We start from the raw sequence: 20,472 nt of genomic DNA, 5'->3' as shown, positions 1-20,472 counted from the left end.
CTGACCGGCCTTGTCCGGCGGATGGATAGAGCAGGCGACGCTTCGGGGCGAGGGCGCTTCAGGCGCCCCGGGGCTACTTCTCGGTGGTGCGCAGGGTGAGCAGCGCCTTCCGCGCCGCCGCCAGCGCCTCCTCCTCAGAGGCCCCGGCGTGCAGCGCGGCCCTGGCAAACTTTTCGGCTGCCTCGGCCAGCCGGAGCCTGAACCGGTCGGCCGTGGCGGTGATGACCGCCGCCCGGCCGCGCCGCAGCTCCACCAGCCCCTCATCGCGCAGCTGCTGATAGCCCCGTAGAACGGTGTGCAGGTTGATGCCGAGGGTGGTGGCCACGTTACGTGTCCCGCGCGAGGAGGTCCGCGACGCCTACACGGTGAACCAGGGCCGGATCCATGTCATCTCGGTCGTCGCGCCGGCGCTGGCAGGAGTGCTGTACGCCGTGCACTCCGGTTGGGTGCTCGTGGCAGGACTCCTGCTCGTGCTGCTCGCCGCGGTCGCGGTGCGGGGAACGAGGTCACCGGCGCGCGACGTGACACGGACGGCCCGGCCCGCGTTCCTCATCGATCTGCGTGACGGCCTGCTGTACGTGGCCCGCAATCCGCTGGTGTGGACTGCCGCGGTCGGTGGTGCTGTGCTCAATTTGGGGATCAATGGTGCCCTCTTCACCGCGGTACTCGCTCTGCGCCGGAGCGGTACGGCGAGCGCCGAGATCTCCCTTGTCGAGTCCGTCAGCGCGCTCGGGGCGATCGCCGGTGTCTTCGGCGCGGGCTACCTGCTCCGACGCCTACGGGTCTCGGTGATCACCATGTGGTGCGGTGCCGCGTACGCGGCCGCCGCGGTGTTGTCGGGGTTCGTGCACACTGCGCTCGTCATCGGCCTGCTGTTCGGGATCGCCACCTTGTTGCTGCCCGCGTGGAACTCGGGTGTGTTCGGCTCGATCGCCGCCGGGACACCGCACGAGCTCCAGGGCCGGGTACAGGGCTCGATCCAGCTCATCTCGGCTGTCCTCGCGCCGGTGCCGCCGATCCTCAGCGGGTTGCTGCTGGCGTCGGTGCCCTACGGGCTGGGCATGGCCGCGTTCTCCGCCGTGATCGTCGCAGGCACGGCCGCGCAGCTCGCCGGACAGCGACATCAACGGCGCCGGGAATCAAGCGCCGAACCGGCGCAGGCGCAGGCGGAGGGACCATGACCAGCCACGACGTGCTCGGAGTGCGCTTCTCGTGCCTCACCGCCGGCGGCCTGGCCGAGACTCCATGGGTGGAATGCGCGGATGTGCCGTCCCTCATGGCGGACTCGGCCGCGCACCCGGCCGCGCGGTACCTCCTCGTCCGGGAGAGGAACGTCTACCGCCTCGCAGATGACCTTTCGCCCGGACGTGGCCGGATCGAGCGGGCCGTCCTCGACGGCGACGGGAGCGTTGCCGGGCCATGAACTCCCGTCCTGACGACCCGCGACCTCGGCGGAGCGGAGACGAGCCGGCTCATCTGGCGCGGTGTCGACATCCTGCGCCCGCCGCCCGCCGGCCGGAGCGCGTCGCGGGCCCTCGTGACCCTGGAGAGCGCCGACAGCGGCCAGCGGCTCGTCGCCGAGGCCGACCTCGGCGAGCGGCGCTGGATGGGCGCGGCCGAAGGAGGGTTCCGCTTCACGGGGGAGGCGGTGTCGGCGACGTGGCGTGGACACGACTCCGTGCTGGTGACGGACCGGACGGCCGGACCCGGGGGCGCGCCGCTGTGGCGCATCCGGACCGTACGCCGGCACGACCGTGTCGAGGACGCTCGCGAGGAGGCCGTGTTCCGCGACGACGCCGCGTCCATGACCGCGTACGCGAGCGCCGACGGAACCCTGTGGGCGCGAGCGCGTTCGCGCGACGGCCGCCGCGCCCTTGTCATGAAGCCTCCCGCCGCGGGTTGGTGGCGGGTGCGGCCCGTGCGGGGATATGAGGCGTACGGTGTCGGGAACCGGGTGTTCGCCCTCAGGACCGGGACACCGGACACCGCCCGAGGCGTGGTGCCGGGCACGCTCCTCGCGTGCGAGCCACCGGCGACCCCGGCGACACCGGTCGGGGCGCGCGTGCTCTTCTGCCCGGAACCCGGCCAGGCGCTCGCCAGGGTCCTGCTCGTCACGCTCGGCTCGGCGGGCGAGCCGAGCGCGGTGCGCAGCGCGATCCCCGCCGGGTTCACCCCGCAGGCACTGGTGGCCACCGGCGATGGCGCGCCCTTCGTCACCGCGTCCGGTTTCACGACGCCGGCTCGCCTCATCCGCCTGGCCACGCCCCTCCGTCCCTCGGCGGGTCCCGGGTCCCGGGTCCTCTGGGCGGCCGCCGACGACGGCGTACGCGTGCCGTACACCCTTCACCAGGCTGGCAACGGCGCGCCGCGTCCGACGGTGGTGCTGGTGTACGGCGGGTTCGGAGCGGTCATCGGACCGCGTCACATGCCCCACCTCGAATCCGCCTGGATCGCGCGCGGAGGCAATGTGGTCATCGCGAACGTACGCGGCGGTGGCGAGCTCGGCCCCGAATGGGCCAGCGCCGGGTTCGGCCCCCGGATACGCCGGGCCTTCGCGGACCTGCACGCGGTGGCGGACGCGTTGGCGGCGAGCGGTGTAGCCCGTCCGGAGCAGATCGGCGCGATCGTCGACCCCGAGCACTCGCGACGATTCGCCCGGGCGCTGAGGCGGGTGGGGTCGCCGTCGGCGCATGTCGTCGTTCCCGTGGGAGGTCACTATCTCGCGGGGCCTGACGTTCAGGCGGTGACGAACTCGTTGACGTTCGCGTTCTTCCGCAGCGCGCTTCCCGGGCTGTCGCGACCCGGAGCCCACGGATGAGACTGCGGTCGTGAACTGATCTTCACCGTGTTCGCCGCCATCGCCGGGTTCCAACGTCAGCAGGTCGTCAAGTCACCCGCGAATGCCTCGACACCGCGTCCCGCTGACGGCCGCCACCGGGTGCCGACGCCTGACCGCAGCGGACAGCCCCAGCCCCATGCTCGGATCGCAGAAGAGGACGGTCTAGTCGTCGCCTCGGTGTCCGTCGCGGACCACCGCTAACCCGCCGACCCGGGTCGTGATGCCCGCCGGCCCGCGTCGGGCCGAAGCGAGCACGCTGGCCGGCCGGCCGAGGGTGTCACCCTGCTCCACCTCGATCGCGACCGTCTGCGCCCCTGTCGTGTCGAGCAGGTGGGCGGCCAGGCAGCCGGTGCTGTTGGCGTTGGCGACGTCCTCGTCGACACCGATCGCCGGCGCGAACATCCGCGCCGCACCCGGCCGGTCGCCCACCGGCGGTACGTACACGAAACAGCCGAGGAGCCCGTACCGCTGGCACGCCGCTGTCAGCCTGCCGAGGTGTGGGCGGACTCGGAGCAGCGCCGACCGGTCGTGGACCGGTACCAGCATGCGTGGCGCGCCGGGTGTGCCGGGCGCGGCGATCCGTGGCGCGTCGGTCGGATGCGGGTCGTCCGCGGTGAGCCCGAGCGCGGCGACGATCGCGGCGCGCTCGTCCGGCGCCGGGTGACGAAGCGCGACGAGGCCCTGGTCGAACCACACCTCGATGCCGGCGGGGCGGCGGATCGCGACGGTGTCGAACGTGCGCCCGCCGGTGTGTTGGCGGTCGTTCAGCTCGCCCAGCGCGGTGCGGGTCAACCGGACGGCCTGCGCGGCAACGGTGCCGTGGCCGCAGCCGGACAGTTCGGCGGTGGCGGTGAAGAACCGGACCGGCCAGCCACCGTCCGGCGTCCGCTCCGGGCCGAGGAACGCCGCGTGCGAGGTGCCGGCCGCAGCGGCGACCGCACGCCGGTCCGCGTCCGTCGCCGCCGGGTCGTCGTCGGTGACGGCCGTGGGGCTGCCGCCCCGGCCGTCGCGCCGCACGCACGCATCAACCATCGTGACATCCGGCCAGGACATGGGCACTCCTTTGACGCTCAAAGAACCGGCAACCGCGAACGGCGTTCCGCCGAGAGCCGGACCTGGCCGCAACGGCCGACCGAACGCGTACCGGAGCGTACCGGAACGTCCAGTTCTGCCTCAGCCGGTGCCGCCCTGCGCCGGATAGTGGATGACGACCGCACCGCCGGTGGCGTGCGTATCAGGTGACGGATGCTCAGCGATGGCTGGGCCCGCCGGTCAGCCGACGCCTTCGACGATGCGGAAGTCGCGCTCGACGCCGTCGGGGAGGGCCACCAGCGCCTTCTGGTATGCCTCGCTCTCGTATGCCGCGACGGCCAGTTCAAAGCTGTCGAACTCGATCAGAACGGCGCGTTGCGTGATTCCGGCCTCGTGGGCGACGACTCGACCGCCACGGGACAGGGTGCGCCCGCCCCCAGCCCGGACAGCCGGACCGGCCAGCTTGTCATAGGCAGTCAGCCTCTCAAGGTCGGAAATGGCGGGGTAGACACTGACCCAGTAGCCCTTAGCCATGGAAACCTCCTGTGTTCGGCCGGACACGTCCGGCTTCGAATTGACCCTCAGAACGATCGATCCCAGCGACGGGTACTGCGGTCGGTTGAATCGTCATATGCGCAGGTTAGGGCTTGATGTGCGGTCGAGGGAAAGATCGGTTCGGGATAGACTCAGAACGGATCGTTATCAATCGGCAGGGAGGGCACGTGGCGCCGGATACGGTGAGCCTGCGCTACTTCCTGGTGCTGGCGCAGGAGCTGAACTTCACCCGCGCGGCCGCACGGATCGGCATCGCACAGCCCGCACTCAGCGCCCGGATGCGCCGATTGGAAGCGGAGCTCGGTACGGCCCTGCTGGTCCGCAACACGCGTAGCGTCGTATTGACCACGGCCGGTGCGGCTCTGGCGGAGTCCGCGCCGGCCGCGCTGGCGGCGCTGGACCGGGCGTGGGACACCGCCCGGAGCGCGGCGGCCGGGGAGCTGGGCACGCTGCGCATCGGGTACAGCCTCAGCGCCGGGGCCGAGACGGCACCGGCCCTGGTGGACAGGCTGATTCGCGGCAACAGCGGACTCGAGGTCGCCGCGGTCCCGATGGCGACACCGGAGATCTCCCCCGCGGTCGCCGACGGCCGCATCGATGCCGGGATCACCCGCGGTGAGCAGCCGGGCCGTGGCGTGCGCCGGTCCCTCCTGCGGCGTGTGCGCATCGGGGTCCAGCTGGCGCAGCACCATCCGCTGGCCGAACACCCGGAGATCGAGATCGCCGACGCGGCCGCGTATCCGTTGCGACTCCCGGACCGTGCGGCCAACCCCGTGATCCACGATCAGCTGTCCGCACTGTTCCGAGACACCCGACCCCACCCCCGATTCCACACGCCCGCAGTCTCTTTCGACATGTCTCAGCGCGACCTGCGCGACGGGGTCACCCTCGCCCTGGCCGGAGAAGCCGCGCTCGCGGCATCACCGGCCGGTCTCACCTGGCGACCGCTGCGGGGCGCGCCCAGCATGACGATCCACCTGGTCCTCCCACGCGAGCAGTCGCCACTGCACCGCCGCATCCGTGCCGTCGCCAAAGCCCTGGCGCACGAGCTGCACTGGCTGCCGGACTGACGGGGAAGCAGCCCACTGCCGCCAAGAAGGCCCGCCGGGCCGGCGCGCACGGTGCCGCTGACCCGCCGGCTCGCCCGGGTTGTGGTCCAGGTCCGGTAGCCGAACCCGCCCCCGGTGGTGCGCGGCCAGAGCGGAGGTGGCGGCGAAGATCCAGGTGTCGCGCGGACGGCGGGTGGTCTACGCGTTCGTCGGGAAGCCCAGGTTCACGCCGCCGTGCGAGGGGTCGGGCCAGCGGGAGGTGACGACCTTGCCACGGGTGTAGAAGTGGACGCCCTCCGTGCCGTGCACGTGTGTGTCGCCGAAGAGCGAGGATTTCCAGCCGCCGAAGCTGTAGAAGGCCATCGGCACCGGGATCGGCACGTTGACGCCGACCATGCCGACCTCGACCTCGCTCTGGAACCGCCGCGCCGCGCCGCCGTCGCTGGTGAAGATCGTCGTGCCGTTGCCGTATTCGCAGTCGTTGATGACCTTCAGCCCCTCATCGTACGAGGCCACCCGCACGACGGACAGGACCGGGCCGAAGATCTCGTCCACATGCGTCTGTGAGCCGGCGGGCACGTTGTCGAGCAGGGTCGGGCCCAGCCAGAACCCGGGCGTCTCCGCGGCCCGGCCACCGCCGGACACGATGGTGTCGCGGCCGTCGACCACGAGCGTGGCGCCCTCCTGAACCCCCAGGTCCAGGTAAGAGGCCACCTTGTCCCTGTGCGCCCGGGTGACCAACGGCCCCATCTCCGACCTCGGATCGTCGCCTGGCCCGATCACCAGCCGCTCGACCCGCTCCACGATCTTCCGTACCAGCTCGTCACCGATCGGCTCCACCGCCAGCACCACCGAGATCGCCATGCACCGCTCACCCGCCGAGCCGAAGCCCGCGGACACGGCGGCGTCGGCGACCAGGTGGAGGTCGGCGTCGGGCAGCACCAGCATGTGGTTCTTGGCCCCGCCGAGCGCCTGCACCCGCTTGCCGTGCGAAGCGCCGGTCTCGTAGACGTATCTGGCGATCGGGGTAGAGCCGACGAACGAGACCGCTCGCACCTCGGGGTGTTCGAGCAACCGGTCCACAGCGGCTTTGTCGCCCTGCACGACGTTGAACACGCCGTCGGGCAGCCCCGCCTCCTTCCACAGCCGAGCCATCAGCAGCGACGCCGACGGATCGCGTTCCGATGGTTTCAGGACGAACGTGTTCCCGCACGCGATCGCGATCGGGAACATCCACATCGGCACCATGACCGGGAAGTTGAACGGCGTGATCCCCGCCACCACGCCCAGCGGCTGACGCATCGAGTAGGAGTCGACCCGGGTCGAGACTCCCTCGGAGAAGGCGCCCTTGAGCAGGTGCGGAATCCCGCACGCGAAGTCGAGCACCTCCAGCCCGCGCGCTACCTCGCCCAGCGCGTCGGAATGCACCTTGCCGTGCTCGGCCGAGATCAGCGCGGCCAGCTCGTCACGGTGGGCCTCCATCAGCTCGCGATAGCGGAACAACACCCGGACCCGCTTGACCAGCGAGGTGTCGCGCCAGGTGGGGAAGGCCGCGGCGGCGGCCGCCACGGCCGCGTCCACGTCGGCGGGCGAGGCCAGCGCGACGTGCCCGCTGACCTCCCCGGTCGCCGGGTTGAACAGCTCGGCGGAACGGGCGTCGCCGTCCGCACGGGCGCCATTGATCCAATGCTTGACCGACTTCACAGCTCTCCCTTCCCTTCGTCCCACGCCTTGGACCGGAACGCCAGCTCCACGACGTCCACGAGCGCGCCGTCAGCGCAGGCCCTGGCCACGAAGTCAGCCGCGGCGACGACATCCGGGTGGCCGTCGCCGACGGCGAACCCCACTCCGGCCGCCGCGATCATGTCGAGGTCGTTCGGGTTGTCGCCGATGGCGGCGATCTGCTCCATCGGCACGCGCCTGGCCGCGGCCAGATCGCGCAGGGCGCTGCCCTTGGTCGCCTGCTCCGCCAGCACCTCGAGGTAGGTCGCCTCGGAGCGGACCGTGACCGTTCCCGTGATGTCCAGTTCAGGGAGCGGGCCGCCGATGAGCATGCATTTGGTGATCTCGTTGGGCGGCAGCGCCGCCCAGTCCCCGGGATCGCGCAGCGTGATCCCGTCCCGCCTCGCGTACTCGCGCAGCTCGGGCACGTTGTGTACGGCCAGCGCCTCCCCACCGGAGAACGCGACCGGGTAGACACCCTCAGGGAGCTCGCCGAACAGGCCGAGCAGCGTCTTCCACGCGGTCGCCGACAGGTTGCGCGAGCGCAGCACGGTGCCCGTCGCCAGGTTCACGGTCGCGGCGCCGTTGTAGAGGATGGCGGCAGCGTCCAGGCCCAGCTCGTCGTAGTAAGGGCGGGCTGAGCTCTCCATGCGCCCGGTGGCGACGATGACCTCGCCGCCCGCCTCACGGAAGCGGCGCAGCGCCTCCCTGCTGGCGGGGACCATGGCCAGGTCTCGTCCGACGAGGGTACCGTCGAGGTCTGTCACGATCCAGCGGATCACCGGGCGTTCCCCGCCCTCGCGACGTCGGCCAGCACGGAGCCCGCGAGGTCGAAGCCACCCACGGTGGCGAGGTAGCCGCCCGGCTCGAAGATGCTGCCCGACAGCGGGACGTAGACGCCGCCGGCCTGCTTGACCAAGAGGGAGCCCGCGGCCACGTCCCAGGCGTTGACGCGCGTGCCGTAGGCCACGTCGGACCAGCCGGCGGCGACGTGCGCGAGCTTGAGCGCGGCGCTGCCAGGACGGCGGATGGTGGCGAACGCCTGAGTCATCCGGGAGAAGCGGCGGAGCGCGCTCTCCTCGTCCTCGGCCAGGTCGCGGGGGGTGGGGTAGCTCGAAAGCAGCACCGCCTCCCGCTCGGTGGCGGCGCCGACGCTGCGGATCGGCTCGCCGTTGCAGACGGCGCCGCCGAGCCAGGCGGTGAACTCGTCGTCGCGCACGGGGTCGTAGATCACCCCGGCCACCACTTCCCCGTCCAGTGCCGCCGCGATCGAGGTGCAGAAGAACGGCAGGCCCGCGGCGAAGTTCGCGGTGCCGTCGATCGGGTCGACGTACCAGCTTATGGCGCCTTCTCCGCGTGTCCCGCCTTCCTCGCCCACCACGACGCTGTCGGGGCAGCGCTGTTCCAGGACCTCGCGGATCGTCTCCTCCGCGGCCTTGTCGTGCTCGGTGACCGGGTCATGGAAGTCACGCTTGGTCTGGATCTCGGGGCGGGAGCGGAAGGCGCCGCGCAGTCGGTCGCCGACCGCTCTGGCGGCCTCGACCGCGATGTCGGCCAGCTCGCGAGAGGTGTTCACATCCATGTCTTCTCCAGGAGTCTCAGCAGGGCGCGCGGGTCCTCGACGGTGGCCTGCGGGCTCTGCCGCACCACGTAGGGGATCTTGTCAGTGCTCGCGGAGACCATCAGGACGGTCGCGGCCGCCCTGGCCCGCACGCCACAGATGACGTCACGGTCGTAGTTGTCTCCGACGTACCAGACGTCGGCGGGGTCCACGCCCAGGGATCGGCAGGCGATCCAGATCATCTCGGGGTTCGGCTTACGGATGCCGACCTCGTCGCTGTACACCTGCACGGCCATCTGGTGGGAGAGCCCGGCGGCGGTCAGATACTCGCGGTGTACGGCGCCGGACAGGGAGTTGCTGACCACCCCGGGAATGACGCCGTGCTCCCAGCAGGCGGCCAGGAGCTCTTCCACGCCGGTACGGAGCTTGCGGTCGCTGCGCAGCTCGCCCATGCGCTTGCACAGGGGCGTCGCCTCGACGGTGACCAGCGTGCGGGCCCGCTCGGGCCAGTCGGTGGCGACGAAGTCGGCCCAGAACCCGCGGTGGGTCATCTCCTCGGGGGCGAACTGGCGGGAGGTGGAGTCCTTCCAGTACTTGTCGGCCCGCGCGCCGGCCCGGATGTCGCTCTCGATCTCCTCGGCGGTGAGCCCGTCGAATCCGGTCCTGCCGAGGAGCACGTGCACCTCGGCGGCCAGCTCGGCGGCCCAGGACGGGCGTTTGACGGTCTCGACGATCACTCCGCCGAAGTCGAGGAGCAGCGCCTTGGGACGGATCACGCGCTGACCTCCGCCCGGTCCCAGGAGGTGATCCGCGCGCCGTCGGCGCCGAACAGGTGCAGCTGCTCGGTCCAGCAGGTCAGCGCGTCGCCCGGGCCGGCCTGGACCGGCTGGTAGGACACGGCGTACATCTCGGTGTCCAGGACGCGCAGCCGTACCGTCCAGGAGGAGCCGGCGGGCAGGACGGCCTCGACCACCGCCTCTTCGCTCCAGGCGGCGGCGGGCGGCGTGCCGAAGTGCAGCGCTTCGGGCCGGATGCCGACGGCGGCGGGGGTGGTCTTCGCGCCGCGGGCTTCGACGAAGCGCAGCAGGGACGCGGCCAGTCCGCCGGGTGCCGGGCCGGTGTCCACGATCGCCATCGGCGGGCTGCCGACGAACTCGGCGACGAACCGGTTGGCGGGCCTGGCGTACATGTCCATGGGGGCGGCGAGCTGCTGCAGCTCGCCCTCGTTCATGACCGCGACGTCGGTGGCCATGGTGAGGGCTTCGAGCTGGTCGTGGGTGACGAAGACGATCGTCGCGCCGGACTCCTCGTGGATGCGCTTGAGCTCGGCGCGCATCTCCAGGCGCAGCCGGGCGTCGAGGTTGGACAGCGGCTCGTCGAGCAGCAGTACGGCCGGGTTGACCGCGAGCATCCTGGCCAGCGCGACGCGCTGCTGCTGCCCGCCGGACAGCTGCGAGGGGTAGCGGTCCATGGCGGCGTCGACGTGCACCATCTTCAGCGCCGCCTCGGCCCGCGAGCGCCGCTCGGGTCCGGGCACCTTGCGCATGCGCAGGCCGAACTCGACGTTCTCGCGCAGCGACAGGTGCGGCCAGAGCGCGTAGTTCTGGAACACCAGGCCCATGGCCCGCTTCTCGGGAGGGACGTACACGCCCTGCTCGACGGAGTCCAGGACGCGGTCGCCGACGGCGATGCTGCCCGCAGTGGGCTGTTCGAGCCCGGCGATCATGCGGAGGGTGGTGGTCTTGCCGCAGCCGGAGGGGCCGAGCAGGCACATGAACGCGCCGTCGGGAACCACGAGGTCGAGGTTCTTGACCGCATATTCTCCATGGCCGTAGCTCTTGGAGATCCCGCTGAGGGTGATGTTCGGCATCTATCCTCCTAGTCCGGATGCCAGGCTGCTCTTGGTGAGGCGCTGGGTCAGGTAGGTCATGGTGAAAGACAGCAAGGCGATCATGAGGACGACGCCGTTGGCGAGCTGGGTGTAGCCGTAGTCGACCAATCCGATGGACAGGGTCGTGAGCAGCTGGGTGCCCGTGGTGGTGAGCATGATGACGATGCTGAGCTCCTTGAGCCCGGAGATGAACGGCAGGACGATGCCGGTGACGAGGGCGCCCTTCTGGATGGGGAAGATGATCCGCCGCATGCGCTGCCACCAGGAGGCGCCGGCGATCTGCGCGGCCTCCTCGGGTTCGCGGCCGAGCTGCATCATCGCCGCGATGCCCGAGCGCGAGCTGTAGGGCAGGTGCGTCACGGCCATGACCAGGATCAGCAGGAACGTGGTGCCGTACAGCGCCGGGACGGGCCCGCGGGCGACGGCGAACAGCGACAGCGAGGCGGCGGCGAAGGCGATGCCGGGGATGAGGTAGGGCAGGAAGGAGACCTGCCGGAGGAAGGCCGCAATGCGCGGGGCCGTGCCGCGCACCACCACGTACCCGATGAGCAGGCCGGCGATCGCGCAGATGAGCGAGGCCAGGCCGACGATGCGCAGCGAGTTCCAGGCCGCCTCCCACAGCTCCGAGCCGCGCAGCACGCCGTGCGGGAAGCCCACCGCGCCGGGGAGCTTGTCGGCGATCCAGTAGTCGAGTGTGAAGGTCGACAGGTCCAGCGGAGTCCTGGTCACCGTCGACATCAGCAGCGTGAGCACGGGGACGAGCACGCTCACCGCGAAGACGACCAGGCCGAGCGCGTAGGCGGGCCAGCGCCAGCGGCGCAGGTCGCTCACCCGGTCCATCGCGCCCTTGCCGCCCACGGTGACGAACCGGCGCTGCTCGCGCATCAGCCGCATGTCGGTGAAGACGATCAGCACGCCGATGATCACGATGACGGTGGCGAGCACGGAGGCCACGCCGGTGCTGCGGTCCCTGATCGACTGGAAGAGGCCGGTGGACAGCACGTGGTAGTCGGCCGGCAGCCCCAGCACGTACGGGGTGCCGAACGTGCCGAGCACCCGCCCGACCACGAGCAGCACGGCCGAGGACAGCGCGGGCAGCATGAGCGGGATCACGATCCGCCGGACGACGGTGCGCCGCGGCGCGCCCAGGACCCTGGCGGAGTCCTCAAGCTGGACGTCGATGCGGCGCAGCGCGTTGCCGACCAGGAGCAGCACGAAGGGGTAGTAGTGCAGCCCGAGGGTGATGACGATCGGCAGCGGGCCGTAGGCGAGCCAGTCCGGCGTGCGGATGCCCTGGGCCTGCAGGAACCCGACCTGCCCCGCGGCGCGCTCGTTCTTGAACAGCGTCAGCCAGGCCAGCGAGAACGTCCACGACGGCAGCATGTACGGCACCACCAGCGCCCCGGCCAGCCACCTGCGTCCCGGCACGTTCGTCCTGGTGACCAGCCACGCCATGCCGCCGCCGAGCAGCAACGCGAACAGCGTGGTGCCGACCGCGACCACCAGCGTGTTGACCAGCGGCTCCCAGAACAGCAGCCCGCTGATCTGGGAGCGGAAGACGCGCCACAGGTAGTAGCCGGTCCACTCGCCTGGCTGCTGCCCGGCGTGCAGCTCGTCGCCGTACTGCAGGCGGAAGGCGTCCGACAGCACCGCGAACAGCGGGGCCACGACGAGGTAGGCCAGCAGGATGACGAGGATCAGGCCGAGCGCGGCGGTCGGATCGTGCCGCAGGACCTGCAGGCGGTAGAGGAGTCTGCGGCGTCTCGGCGGGCGAGGTGGCGGCTCCGTTTTGGTCACAACAGCCATGGGGTTTCCTTCGGGGGGTAGCGCATCAGTGACTTCTCTTGAGCATCGCGTCGGCGAGGGCGTCGGCGGCCTCGCCGAGCCGCCGGCCGACGGCGTCGAGGCGGGACAGCAGTTCGCGTTCGCGCAGGGTGTCCATCTCCAGCGGTGCGGCGAACAGCTCGGTGAGCCTGGTCTGGTAGAGCTGGCGCACGCGGCTCTGGGACTTGCGGGTGGCGAGCAGGGCGGCCATGACGGAGCCGGGATCGCTGACGATCTTCACCAGGGCCTGCTCCAGCTCGTCCAGCCCGTCGATCACGGCATGCAGCGGCTCGACGGCGAAGCTCAGGTCGGACAGCCCGAACAGGTCGGCCTCGCGGACGAAGTCCCGAAGCTGGTCGAGCACGTCGTCGATCGAGCGGGAGAGCCGGAACAGATCCTCCCTGTCGATGGGGGTGGCCAGAGTCCGCGACAGGGCCCGGACGAGCTCGGCCCGCGCCGCGTCTCCCTCGTGCTCGACCACGGACATGCGGGCGCGGGCCTCCGCGCTCTCGACCGTGCCTGCGGCGGCCGTACAAGCCAGTACGGCGCCTTCTCTCGCCATGGCGACCTGGCTGCGGATCAGGTCGATCACCCGTCGTCCCGTCCGGCCCCGCAGGTCGTCCAGGATCCTGCTGAGCCGGAGGGCACGGCCCTTCGTGCCGCTCACAGCAGCCTCAGCCCGAGTCCGGCCAGGGCGCCCAGCAGCAGGGACGACGGGAGCGTGACCAGCCACGCCGTGCCCATGTTCAGCACTCCTTGCCATCGCACCCTCCTGCTTCCCTCGCTTGCCACCACGCCGACGACGCCGGCGGTCACCGATTGGGTCATGCTCACCGGGCTCCCCAGTGCCGAGCTGCCGAGTACGGCGCCGGTGGCCGCCGTCTCGGCCGAGAGCACGTGCAGCGGCCGGGCGATGACCAGGCCGCGGCCGATCCGCTCTCCCACGCGGTTGAGACTGGTCAGGGAGCCGGCCAGGAACAGCGCCGCGAGCACGGCCATCCAGGCCGGGGAGACGGCGACGGGCCCGACCCGGCCGAGGCCATTGCGGCCCACGTCCAGCGCCACGCTCACGACGGCGATCATCTTCTGGCCGTCGTTGACGGCGTACGCGGTGCACTGTGCCGTGTAGGCCACCAGGTGGGCGGCGAGCACGAGCTTGGGCATCCGGCGGTAGGACGGCACCTGGCGTGAGGCGGTCCCCAGCAGGTAGCCCAGGACCAGGCCGACCGCGGGGGCGCAGAGCCCGATCGCGAGCACTCTGGCCAGGCTCCCCCACGACACCGGCACGCCCGCGCCGAGCCCCGCGCCGGAGATGCCGCCGATCACGGCCAGGGTGAGGCTGGTCGGCAGTCCTTTGCCGGTCAGCGCCGCGACCACCACGATCGCGATCACCACCCCGGCCAGGAACACCGCCGCGCCGACGCTGGTGCCGAGTCCCGCCAGCCCTTCGGTGAAGGTCCGCGCCACCGTCACGCCCAGCACGTACGGCCCGGCGAACAGGACCGCCACGAGCAGCGCGACGGCCACCCATCCAGGCGTGTGCGGGAACCGCAGCCCCAGCCCGATCAGCGTAGCCCCGTCGTTGGCCCCGCTGATCAGCACGAACAGGACCGCCACCACGGCGAAGGCCAGCGTCCAGCCCATCAGAGGTAGGGCCGTTGATCGCGCTTGGCCTCGTCGTACCGTTCCCGCGCGGCCCGGGTCTCGGGCAGTACGGACACCTCCGCGACCGGCACGTCCCACCATGCCTGGGCGCCCGGCCCGTCGCCGGGGACGGGCTCGACGTAGACGACGGTGGTCCTGGCGGACTCCTTGGCCTTGATCAGGGCTGCTCTCAGGGACTCGGGAGTGCCGGCACGCAGCACGTCGGCGCCCAGGCTGGCGGCGTTGGCGGCCAGGTCCAGGGGAAGGGGAGCGCCGTCGAGCTCTCCGCTCGCGCCGCGCGCCCGGTAGGCGGTGCCGAGCCTTCGCGCGCCCACGGACTCGCTGAGGTTGCCGATCGAGGCGAAGCCCTGGTTGTCGACCAGGACGATGACGAGCTTGACGCCTTCCTGCACGGCGGTGGCGATCTCTTGGGCCATCATCAGGTAGGAGCCATCGCCGACCAGCACAAACACCTCGCGCTCCGGCGCGCCGAGCTTCACCCCGAGCCCGCCGGCGATCTCGTAGCCCATGCACGAGTAGCCGTACTCCACGTGATACTGCTCCGGGTCGCAGGCGCGCCAGAGCCGGTGCAGGTCGCCCGGCATCGACCCGGCCGCGTTGACCACCACGCCGCCCTCGGCGATCTCGTTGACGATGCCGAGCGCGACGGGCTGGGTGAGCTCCGGCCCCGCGTAGGCGCGGCTGATCTCGGACTGCCAGGCGGCGGCCAGGGCCGTGGCCCGGCTGGTCCATTCCGCGTCGGCCCGCCAGTCCACCTCGTCGAGGGCGCGCAGGGCCTCGCGGGCGTCGGCGACGAGCATCAGGCCGGTGTTCTTGGCCGCGTCGAAGGCGGTGATGTTCACGTTGAGGAACTTGGCCTGCCCGAACAGCGTGCGCGAGGCGGTGGTGAAGTCGGTGTAGCGGGTGCCGACGCCGATGACCAGGTCCGCCTCGCGGGCCAGGGTGTCGGCGGCCTGCGTGCCCGTGTGGCCGATCGCGCCGACCGCGCAGGGGTGGTCGTAGGGCAGCGCGCCCTTGCCCGCCTGTGTCTCGCCCACCGGGACGCCGTGGTTCTCGGCGAACCTGACCAGCTCCGTCCATGCCTGGCTGTACTTGACGCCGCCGCCGGCGACGATCAGCGGACGCCGGGAGCCGCGGATCAGCTCCATGGCCCTGGCCAGCGCGGCGGGCTCGGGCACCGGCCGTGGCACGTGCCACACCCGCCTGACGAACAACTCCTGCGGCCAGTCGTACGCCTCGGTCTGCACGTCCTGCGGGAGCGCCAGGGTGACCGCGCCGGTCTCGGCCGGGTCGGTCAGCACCCGCATCGCCGCCAGCAGGGCGGAGGGTAACTGCTCGGGCCGGTTGATCCGGTCGAAGAAGCGCGACAGCGGGCGCAGCGAGTCGTTGACCGACACGTCGTAGGAGCGCGGGTCCTCCAGCTCCTGTAAGACCGGGCCGGCGGCGCGGGTGGCGAAGATGTCACCGGGCAGCAGCAGTACGGGCAGGCGGTTGACCGTGGCCAGCGCCGCGCCGGTGGCCAGGTTGGTGGCGCCGGGGCCGATAGAGGTGGTGCAGGCGAAGGTCGACATCCGGCCGCGGGTACGTGCGTAGCCGACGGCGGTGTGGACCATGGCCTGCTCGTTGCGCGCCAGATAGTAAGGAAGCGCGTCACCGGTACCGGCACCCTCTTCCGCCAGGGCCTGGCCGACTCCCGCCACGTTGCCGTGGCCGAAGATGCCGAGGACGCCGGCGATCAGGCGATGTTCCGCGCCGTCGCGTTCCGACCACTGGTTGGCCAGGAATCGCACCAGCGCCTGTGCGGTGGTCAGTCTCATGACGCACCTCCTGCGGGAGCTACTCGGGGGTCGATCGGCTGGTCCGCCCAGGAGGCGCGGATCCAGGCGTGACGGGGGTCGTCGCGGCAGGCCATGGACCGCTGCCGCGCGGGTCCCGCGAGGACGTTCAGGTAGTACAGGTCGTAGCCGGGAGCGGCCATCGACGGGCCGTGGTAGCCGTGCGGGACGAGCACCACGTCGCCGCCGCTCACTTCGGCCAGCGTCTCGTGGGTGCCGTACACGCGCTGGTAACCGGGGCCGCCCTCGAAGTAGTAGATCTCCTCCAGCTCGGCCTCCCCCTCTCCCGCCGTGTCGTGCTTGTGCGGGGGGTAGGACGACCAGTTACCCCCCGGGGTGATCACTTCGACGGCGACGAGCTTGTCGCAGTCGAAGGCGTCGGGCGCGCAGAAGTTGTTGATCCGCCTGCTGGCCTGCCCGGAGCCGCGCACCTCCACCGGCACCTGGACGGCGGCGACGTACCTGATGGGCAGCCGCCTGGTCGCGCGGGCCGAGGGCAGAGCGACGCGGCCGTGGCCGCTGATCGTGGCGGTGGTGCCGATCGGCAGGTAGGCGAAGTCCGTCGGCCCGTCGAAGACGGACGCGCGGCCGGTCAGCGGCAGCCGCTCACCTTCGGCGACGACCTCGCACGCGCCGGTCAGCGGCAGGACGAGCATCTCCTCCGGCCCGGTGGTGAACTTCACCGGCTCGCCGGCCAGGTCCACCACCCGCAGCCCGGAATAGGCCCAGCCGGCCGCCTCCGGCGTGATCTCCACCTGCCAGGGGCCCGAGGCGGCCTGACCGAAGGGAATGTGGGTCACGCGCCCTCCAGCAGGCTCAGCGCGGTGTCGACCGCGGCCACGACGTCGCCGCCCGGCGGGTAGAGCAGCGTGCGGCCGACGACCAGACCCCGCACGCCGGGCAGGCGCAGCGCGTTGCTCCATGAGCCGAACATCTCGTCGGAGTCCTGGCTGGAGTCGCCACCCAGCAGCAGGACGGGCAGCGTGGTCGACTCCATGACGCGCTCCATGTCCGGCACGACCGGGAGCTTCAGCCAGGTGTGGGCGGAGGTCGCCCCGAGCGCCTGGCCGACGCTGACGCTGCGGATCACCGCCTCAGGCGACAGGTCGTGCCTGACCACGCCGTCGCGCCGGCTGGACCAGAACGGCTCGACCATCGCCATCAGGCCGTGCCTGGCCAGCTTGGTGACAGCGTCGCCGCAGCTGGCCAGGGTGGCGGCGGTGGCGCCGTCCTCAGGCGCGATCCTGCACAGCATCTTTCCGCCGTCGTATCCCATCGCGGCGATCGAGTCCGCGTCGTAGGCGGTGAACCTGTCGTCGAACTCGAACACCGATCCGTGCAGGCCGCCGCGGTTCATCGAGCCGATGACGATCTTGTCCTCGAGCGCGCCGAGCAGCAGCAGGTCCTCGACGATGTCGGGAGTGGCCAGCAGGCCGTCCACACCGGGTCTGGCCAGGGCGGTCATGAGCCGGTCGAGCAGATCCTTGCGGCTGTGCATGGCCATGGGGTCGCCGGCGACCCCCAGCGAGCCACGGGCGGGGTGATCGGCGGCGATGATGAGCAGCTGTTCTCTGCTGTTCCTGAGCGGCCGGCGTTTACGCGCGGCGGCCGCCTCGGCGACCCGCTCCGGCTGCCACGCACGCTCGCCGAGCAGCCTGCGATAGTCCTGCTCACGCATGGGTGAGGCCTCCTTCAGAGTGAGTGGACAGGGCGGCCTCGATCTCGCCCACCGTGGGCATCGCGGGCGCGCAGGCCAGCCGGCCGGCGACGATCGCGCCCGCCGCGTTGGCGAAGCGCAGCGTGCGCTCCAGAGGCCAGCCTCCGAGGAGGCCGTGGCAGAGCGCGCCGCCGAAGGCGTCGCCCGCGCCGAGGCCGTTGACGACCTCGACGGGAACGGGCGGGACCCGTACCGTCTCCGTCGCGGTCATGCCCAGCACGCCGGCCGCGCCCTGCTTGACGATCGCCAGCTCGACGCCGGCCGCGAGCAGGGCCTCGCAGGCCGCGTACGGGTCACGGGTTCCGGTGGCGACCTCGGCTTCGTCGAGGTTGCCGACCGCGACGGTGACGTGCCCGAGCGCGGCGCGCACTCGCTCGCGGGCCAGCGCCGTGTCCCGCCAGAACATCGGCCGGTAGTCCAGGTCGAGCACCGTGTGCGGCGCTCGCCCTCGCGCCTGCCAGGCGGCCAGGTGGGCGCTGAGCGAGGGCTCGGCCGACAGCCCGGTCACGGTGGCCCAGAACAGCCGGGTCCGCGTGACGGCCGCCAGGTCCAGCTCCTCTGGCGATAACTCCAGGTCCGGCGCCCGGTCGCGGTAGAAGTAGAGCGGGAAGTCCTCAGGGGGCCTGATCTCGCAGAACGTGACCGGCGTCGGCCTGCCGGGCACGGCGGTGACCAGGCTGTCGTCCACGCCGTACTCGCGCAGCGCGTCGTGGACGAACGCGCCGAACGGGTCATCACCGGTCCTGGTGATCACCGCGCTGGCCCGGCCCAGGCGGGCGGCTGCCACCGCCACGTTCGTCGCGCTGCCGCCCAGGTATCTGCCGAACGTCTCCACGTGCCGCAGCGACACGCCGACCTGCTGCGGGTAGACGTCCACGCCGACTCGGCCCATCGTCAGCACTTCGGGCGGGCTCACGTCAGGCCACGCAGGAACGCCACGCCGGCCCGGACGTCGTCGGCCGGGCCCGCGCCCGTCGGGGGCTCGGCGTCGAGGATCACGTCCTGCTCCATGACGTACCAGCCGGTGTATCCGGCCGCCGTCAGGCCATCGACGATGCCCTTGACGTCGACGTCGCCCAGCCCGAGCCTGCTGTAGATCCCGGCGCGCACGGCCTGGGTGTAGGACAGCTCGCCGGATCTGACCCGCGCCGCGAGCGCCGAATCCACGTCCTTGAGGTGCACGTGGGCGATGCGTCCGGCGGCGCGGTCGACGACCTCCAGCGGGTCGGTGCCGCCGATGAGCAGGTGGCCGGTGTCCAGGCAGAGCGCGACCGTGCAGCCTTCGAGCACCCGGTCCACCTCCTGGCGGGTCTCGACCATGGTTCCGACATGTGGGTGGAGGGCGACGACGCGGCCCTCCCGCGCCGCCTCGCCGGTGATTGTGTCCAGGTTGCCGAGCAGGGTGCGCCAGCCCGCCTCATCCAGCTCTGGGCGGGTGTCGTACCCGTCCTGGCCGGTGGCGGCGGCGAGCACCACGACCGTACCTTCGTTGAAGGAGGACCACGTGTCGCGCAGTCCCGGCAGCGGATCGTGGGTGGGGTCGTGCAGGACCACGGGGACGAATGCGCCCACAGCCTGTAGCCCGTAGCGGCCGATCAGGTTCTGATCGGCGGGCAGGAAGCCTTCGGGACCAAGCTCGGTGGCGGTCAGGCCGAGTTCGGCCATCTCGGCGAGCACGCGTTCCGCGGAGAGCTGGTGACCCCAGCCGGGGACCTCGCAGACTCCCCAGGAGATGGGGGCGGCGGCGATTCTCACTTGGCCACCTCCACGATGCGCACGCTGCGGCCTTCGCGGCGCGACAGGTCGGCCGCCTCGGCGAGGTAGAGCGCGGCCAGGGCGTCCTGGACCGTGCAGGGGCTCTCGCGTTCGCCCCGCGCCATCGACAGGAACGCGCTCATCTCGCTGATGTACGCGGCCTCGAATCGGCTTTGGAAGTCCGGCCACGGCCGCCCGTCAGGATCGAGCCCCTCCGCCGAACGCAGCGGGGTCCGGTCGCCGAGCCCGGCCGCCCAGGTCCCAAGGGTGCCGGCCAGCTCCATCCGCACGTCGTATCCGGCTCCGTTGTAGCGCGAGCCCTGCAGCGTGACCAGGGTGCCGTCGTCCATGGTGATGAGCGCGGCACTGTTGTCAACGTCGTCGGCCTCGGCGAAGAACGCCGCGCCGCGGTTGGCGCCGACCGCGTACACGGCATCGGCCTCGTGGCCGGTGACCCAGCGCAGGATGTCGAAGTCGTGGATGTGGCAGTCGCGGAAGATGCCGCCCGACTGGGCGACGTACTCCGCGGGAGGCGGCGCGGGGTCGCCGGTCAGCAGGTGGACCCGGTGCAGCTGGCCGAGCTCTCCGGCGCGCAGCGCCGCGCGGGCGGCGGTGTAGCCGGCGTCGAAACGGCGCTGGAAGCCGATGTGCACGGCGGTGCCGCTGCTCTCGACGGCCGCGGCGACCCGCAGGGTCTCGGCCACGGTCGGGGCTGCGGGCTTCTCACAGAACGCCGGCACCTTCAGCTCGCAGGCCCGCAGCAGCGCCTCGGCATGAGCGGAGGTCGGTGTCGTGATCACTACCGCGTCCGTGTCGAAGGGATCTCCGACCCGGGCTCCCAGCCGTTGCGCCACCTCCTCGGCTCTGGCCTCGTCCACGTCGGTGACGACAAGCTCGTCAACGAGAGCGGACAGGGTCGTGGCATGGAACATGCCTATCCGACCGAGGCCCAGTAGACCCACACGCATGATCGCTCCTCATCCAGGGGTCTCCAGTTCTAGATGAACCATTGATGAACAGTCAACAG

General features: G+C 71.5%; 21 protein-coding genes. 4 read left to right on the top strand and 17 right to left on the bottom strand.

Going from position 1 to position 20,472, the window contains the following annotated elements; genetic code table 11:
* Nucleotides 1-73 precede the first annotated feature (73 nt).
* A complete protein-coding gene (locus ETD85_RS14600; protein ID WP_206058313.1) occupies nucleotides 74-325 on the bottom strand; it encodes a GntR family transcriptional regulator in 252 nt (83 codons plus the stop codon).
* Between ETD85_RS14600 and ETD85_RS14595 the strand changes: the two genes are divergently transcribed.
* The 3 genes from ETD85_RS14595 to ETD85_RS14585 all read left to right on the top strand — a co-directional run bounded on the left by ETD85_RS14595 (nucleotide 315) and on the right by ETD85_RS14585 (nucleotide 2,818).
* On the top strand, nucleotides 315-1,181 hold the full coding sequence (locus ETD85_RS14595) for an MFS transporter (protein ID WP_170246668.1): 867 nt from the start codon (nucleotides 315-317) through the stop codon (nucleotides 1,179-1,181). The two genes, ETD85_RS14600 and ETD85_RS14595, sit on opposite strands and share 11 nt — an antisense overlap.
* Nucleotides 1,178-1,423 (top strand): hypothetical protein, encoded by a 246-nt coding sequence (locus ETD85_RS14590; protein ID WP_138690226.1) that lies wholly within the window; start codon nucleotides 1,178-1,180, stop codon nucleotides 1,421-1,423. The genes ETD85_RS14595 and ETD85_RS14590 overlap by 4 nt, the downstream gene beginning before the upstream one ends.
* Nucleotides 1,424-1,537: 114 nt before the next feature.
* Nucleotides 1,538-2,818 carry a prolyl oligopeptidase family serine peptidase gene (locus tag ETD85_RS14585; protein WP_138690225.1) on the top strand — a complete coding sequence of 427 codons (1,281 nt, stop codon included), beginning with the start codon at nucleotides 1,538-1,540 and terminating at the stop codon, nucleotides 2,816-2,818.
* Nucleotides 2,819-3,001: 183 nt separating this feature from the next.
* Here ETD85_RS14585 and ETD85_RS14580 read toward each other — a convergent pair whose 3' ends face one another.
* Together ETD85_RS14580 and ETD85_RS14575 are read right to left on the bottom strand one after the other, a co-directional pair.
* Nucleotides 3,002-3,892 (bottom strand): PhzF family phenazine biosynthesis protein, encoded by an 891-nt coding sequence (locus ETD85_RS14580; protein ID WP_138690224.1) that lies wholly within the window; start codon nucleotides 3,890-3,892, stop codon nucleotides 3,002-3,004.
* 219 nt (nucleotides 3,893-4,111) lie between these two features.
* Nucleotides 4,112-4,405, bottom strand: coding sequence for a DUF1330 domain-containing protein (locus tag ETD85_RS14575; RefSeq protein ID WP_138690223.1), 294 nt, complete (start codon nucleotides 4,403-4,405; stop codon nucleotides 4,112-4,114).
* A 203-nt stretch (nucleotides 4,406-4,608) separates the two neighbouring features.
* Here ETD85_RS14575 and ETD85_RS14570 point away from each other — a divergent pair, with 203 nt between their 5' ends.
* The gene (locus ETD85_RS14570) at nucleotides 4,609-5,496 is read left to right on the top strand and encodes a LysR family transcriptional regulator (protein ID WP_276617226.1); all 888 of its coding nucleotides are present in this window, start codon (nucleotides 4,609-4,611) and stop codon (nucleotides 5,494-5,496) included.
* Nucleotides 5,497-5,673: 177 nt separating this feature from the next.
* Here the strand turns inward: ETD85_RS14570 and ETD85_RS14565 are convergent, their stop codons facing one another.
* From ETD85_RS14565 to ETD85_RS14500, 14 genes are read right to left on the bottom strand one after another with little or no spacing between them, the layout of a single operon-like run.
* On the bottom strand, nucleotides 5,674-7,179 hold the full coding sequence (locus ETD85_RS14565; RefSeq protein WP_138690221.1) for a CoA-acylating methylmalonate-semialdehyde dehydrogenase: 1,506 nt from the start codon (nucleotides 7,177-7,179) through the stop codon (nucleotides 5,674-5,676).
* Entirely contained in the window at nucleotides 7,176-7,979 is an 804-nt protein-coding gene (locus tag ETD85_RS14560; RefSeq protein WP_206058312.1) for an HAD family hydrolase, read from the bottom strand. The genes ETD85_RS14565 and ETD85_RS14560 overlap by 4 nt, the downstream gene beginning before the upstream one ends.
* Nucleotides 7,976-8,779 carry an inositol monophosphatase family protein gene (locus ETD85_RS14555; protein ID WP_138690220.1) on the bottom strand — a complete coding sequence of 268 codons (804 nt, stop codon included), beginning with the start codon at nucleotides 8,777-8,779 and terminating at the stop codon, nucleotides 7,976-7,978. The genes ETD85_RS14560 and ETD85_RS14555 overlap by 4 nt, the downstream gene beginning before the upstream one ends.
* The gene (locus ETD85_RS14550; RefSeq protein WP_138690219.1) at nucleotides 8,770-9,534 is read right to left on the bottom strand and encodes an HAD family hydrolase; all 765 of its coding nucleotides are present in this window, start codon (nucleotides 9,532-9,534) and stop codon (nucleotides 8,770-8,772) included. Before ETD85_RS14550 ends, ETD85_RS14555 begins: the two co-directional genes overlap by 10 nt.
* Entirely contained in the window at nucleotides 9,531-10,628 is a 1,098-nt protein-coding gene (locus ETD85_RS14545) for an ABC transporter ATP-binding protein (RefSeq protein ID WP_138690218.1), read from the bottom strand. Before ETD85_RS14545 ends, ETD85_RS14550 begins: the two co-directional genes overlap by 4 nt.
* Nucleotides 10,629-12,455 (bottom strand): ABC transporter permease, encoded by a 1,827-nt coding sequence (locus ETD85_RS14540; RefSeq protein ID WP_138690217.1) that lies wholly within the window; start codon nucleotides 12,453-12,455, stop codon nucleotides 10,629-10,631. It lies immediately after the preceding gene.
* A gap of 25 nt (nucleotides 12,456-12,480) precedes the next feature.
* Entirely contained in the window at nucleotides 12,481-13,140 is a 660-nt protein-coding gene (locus tag ETD85_RS14535; protein ID WP_206058311.1) for a DUF47 domain-containing protein, read from the bottom strand.
* Nucleotides 13,137-14,117, bottom strand: coding sequence for an inorganic phosphate transporter (locus ETD85_RS14530; protein WP_170246667.1), 981 nt, complete (start codon nucleotides 14,115-14,117; stop codon nucleotides 13,137-13,139). The genes ETD85_RS14535 and ETD85_RS14530 overlap by 4 nt, the downstream gene beginning before the upstream one ends.
* Nucleotides 14,117-15,955, bottom strand: coding sequence for a 3D-(3,5/4)-trihydroxycyclohexane-1,2-dione acylhydrolase (decyclizing) (iolD, locus tag ETD85_RS14525; RefSeq protein ID WP_138690214.1), 1,839 nt, complete (start codon nucleotides 15,953-15,955; stop codon nucleotides 14,117-14,119). The genes ETD85_RS14530 and iolD overlap by 1 nt, the downstream gene beginning before the upstream one ends.
* Complete coding sequence (gene iolB / locus ETD85_RS14520) at nucleotides 15,952-16,773, bottom strand: 5-deoxy-glucuronate isomerase (RefSeq protein WP_138690213.1); 822 nt, start codon at nucleotides 16,771-16,773, stop codon at nucleotides 15,952-15,954. The genes iolD and iolB overlap by 4 nt, the downstream gene beginning before the upstream one ends.
* Nucleotides 16,770-17,651 (bottom strand): Cgl0159 family (beta/alpha)8-fold protein, encoded by an 882-nt coding sequence (locus ETD85_RS14515; protein WP_138690212.1) that lies wholly within the window; start codon nucleotides 17,649-17,651, stop codon nucleotides 16,770-16,772. Before ETD85_RS14515 ends, iolB begins: the two co-directional genes overlap by 4 nt.
* The gene (gene iolC, locus ETD85_RS14510) at nucleotides 17,644-18,582 is read right to left on the bottom strand and encodes a 5-dehydro-2-deoxygluconokinase (RefSeq protein ID WP_138690244.1); all 939 of its coding nucleotides are present in this window, start codon (nucleotides 18,580-18,582) and stop codon (nucleotides 17,644-17,646) included. The genes ETD85_RS14515 and iolC overlap by 8 nt, the downstream gene beginning before the upstream one ends.
* Before the next feature lie 20 nt (nucleotides 18,583-18,602).
* Complete coding sequence (locus ETD85_RS14505; RefSeq protein ID WP_138690211.1) at nucleotides 18,603-19,445, bottom strand: TIM barrel protein; 843 nt, start codon at nucleotides 19,443-19,445, stop codon at nucleotides 18,603-18,605.
* On the bottom strand, nucleotides 19,442-20,413 hold the full coding sequence (locus ETD85_RS14500) for a Gfo/Idh/MocA family protein (RefSeq protein WP_138690210.1): 972 nt from the start codon (nucleotides 20,411-20,413) through the stop codon (nucleotides 19,442-19,444). Before ETD85_RS14500 ends, ETD85_RS14505 begins: the two co-directional genes overlap by 4 nt.
* Nucleotides 20,414-20,472 lie beyond the last annotated feature (59 nt).

This window comes from Nonomuraea zeae (assembly GCF_005889725.1).
GTDB classification, from domain to species: Bacteria; Actinomycetota; Actinomycetes; order Streptosporangiales; family Streptosporangiaceae; genus Nonomuraea; species Nonomuraea zeae.
Note: the sequence above shows the minus strand (reverse complement) of the source record. Positions and strands in the feature narration are given on the sequence as shown.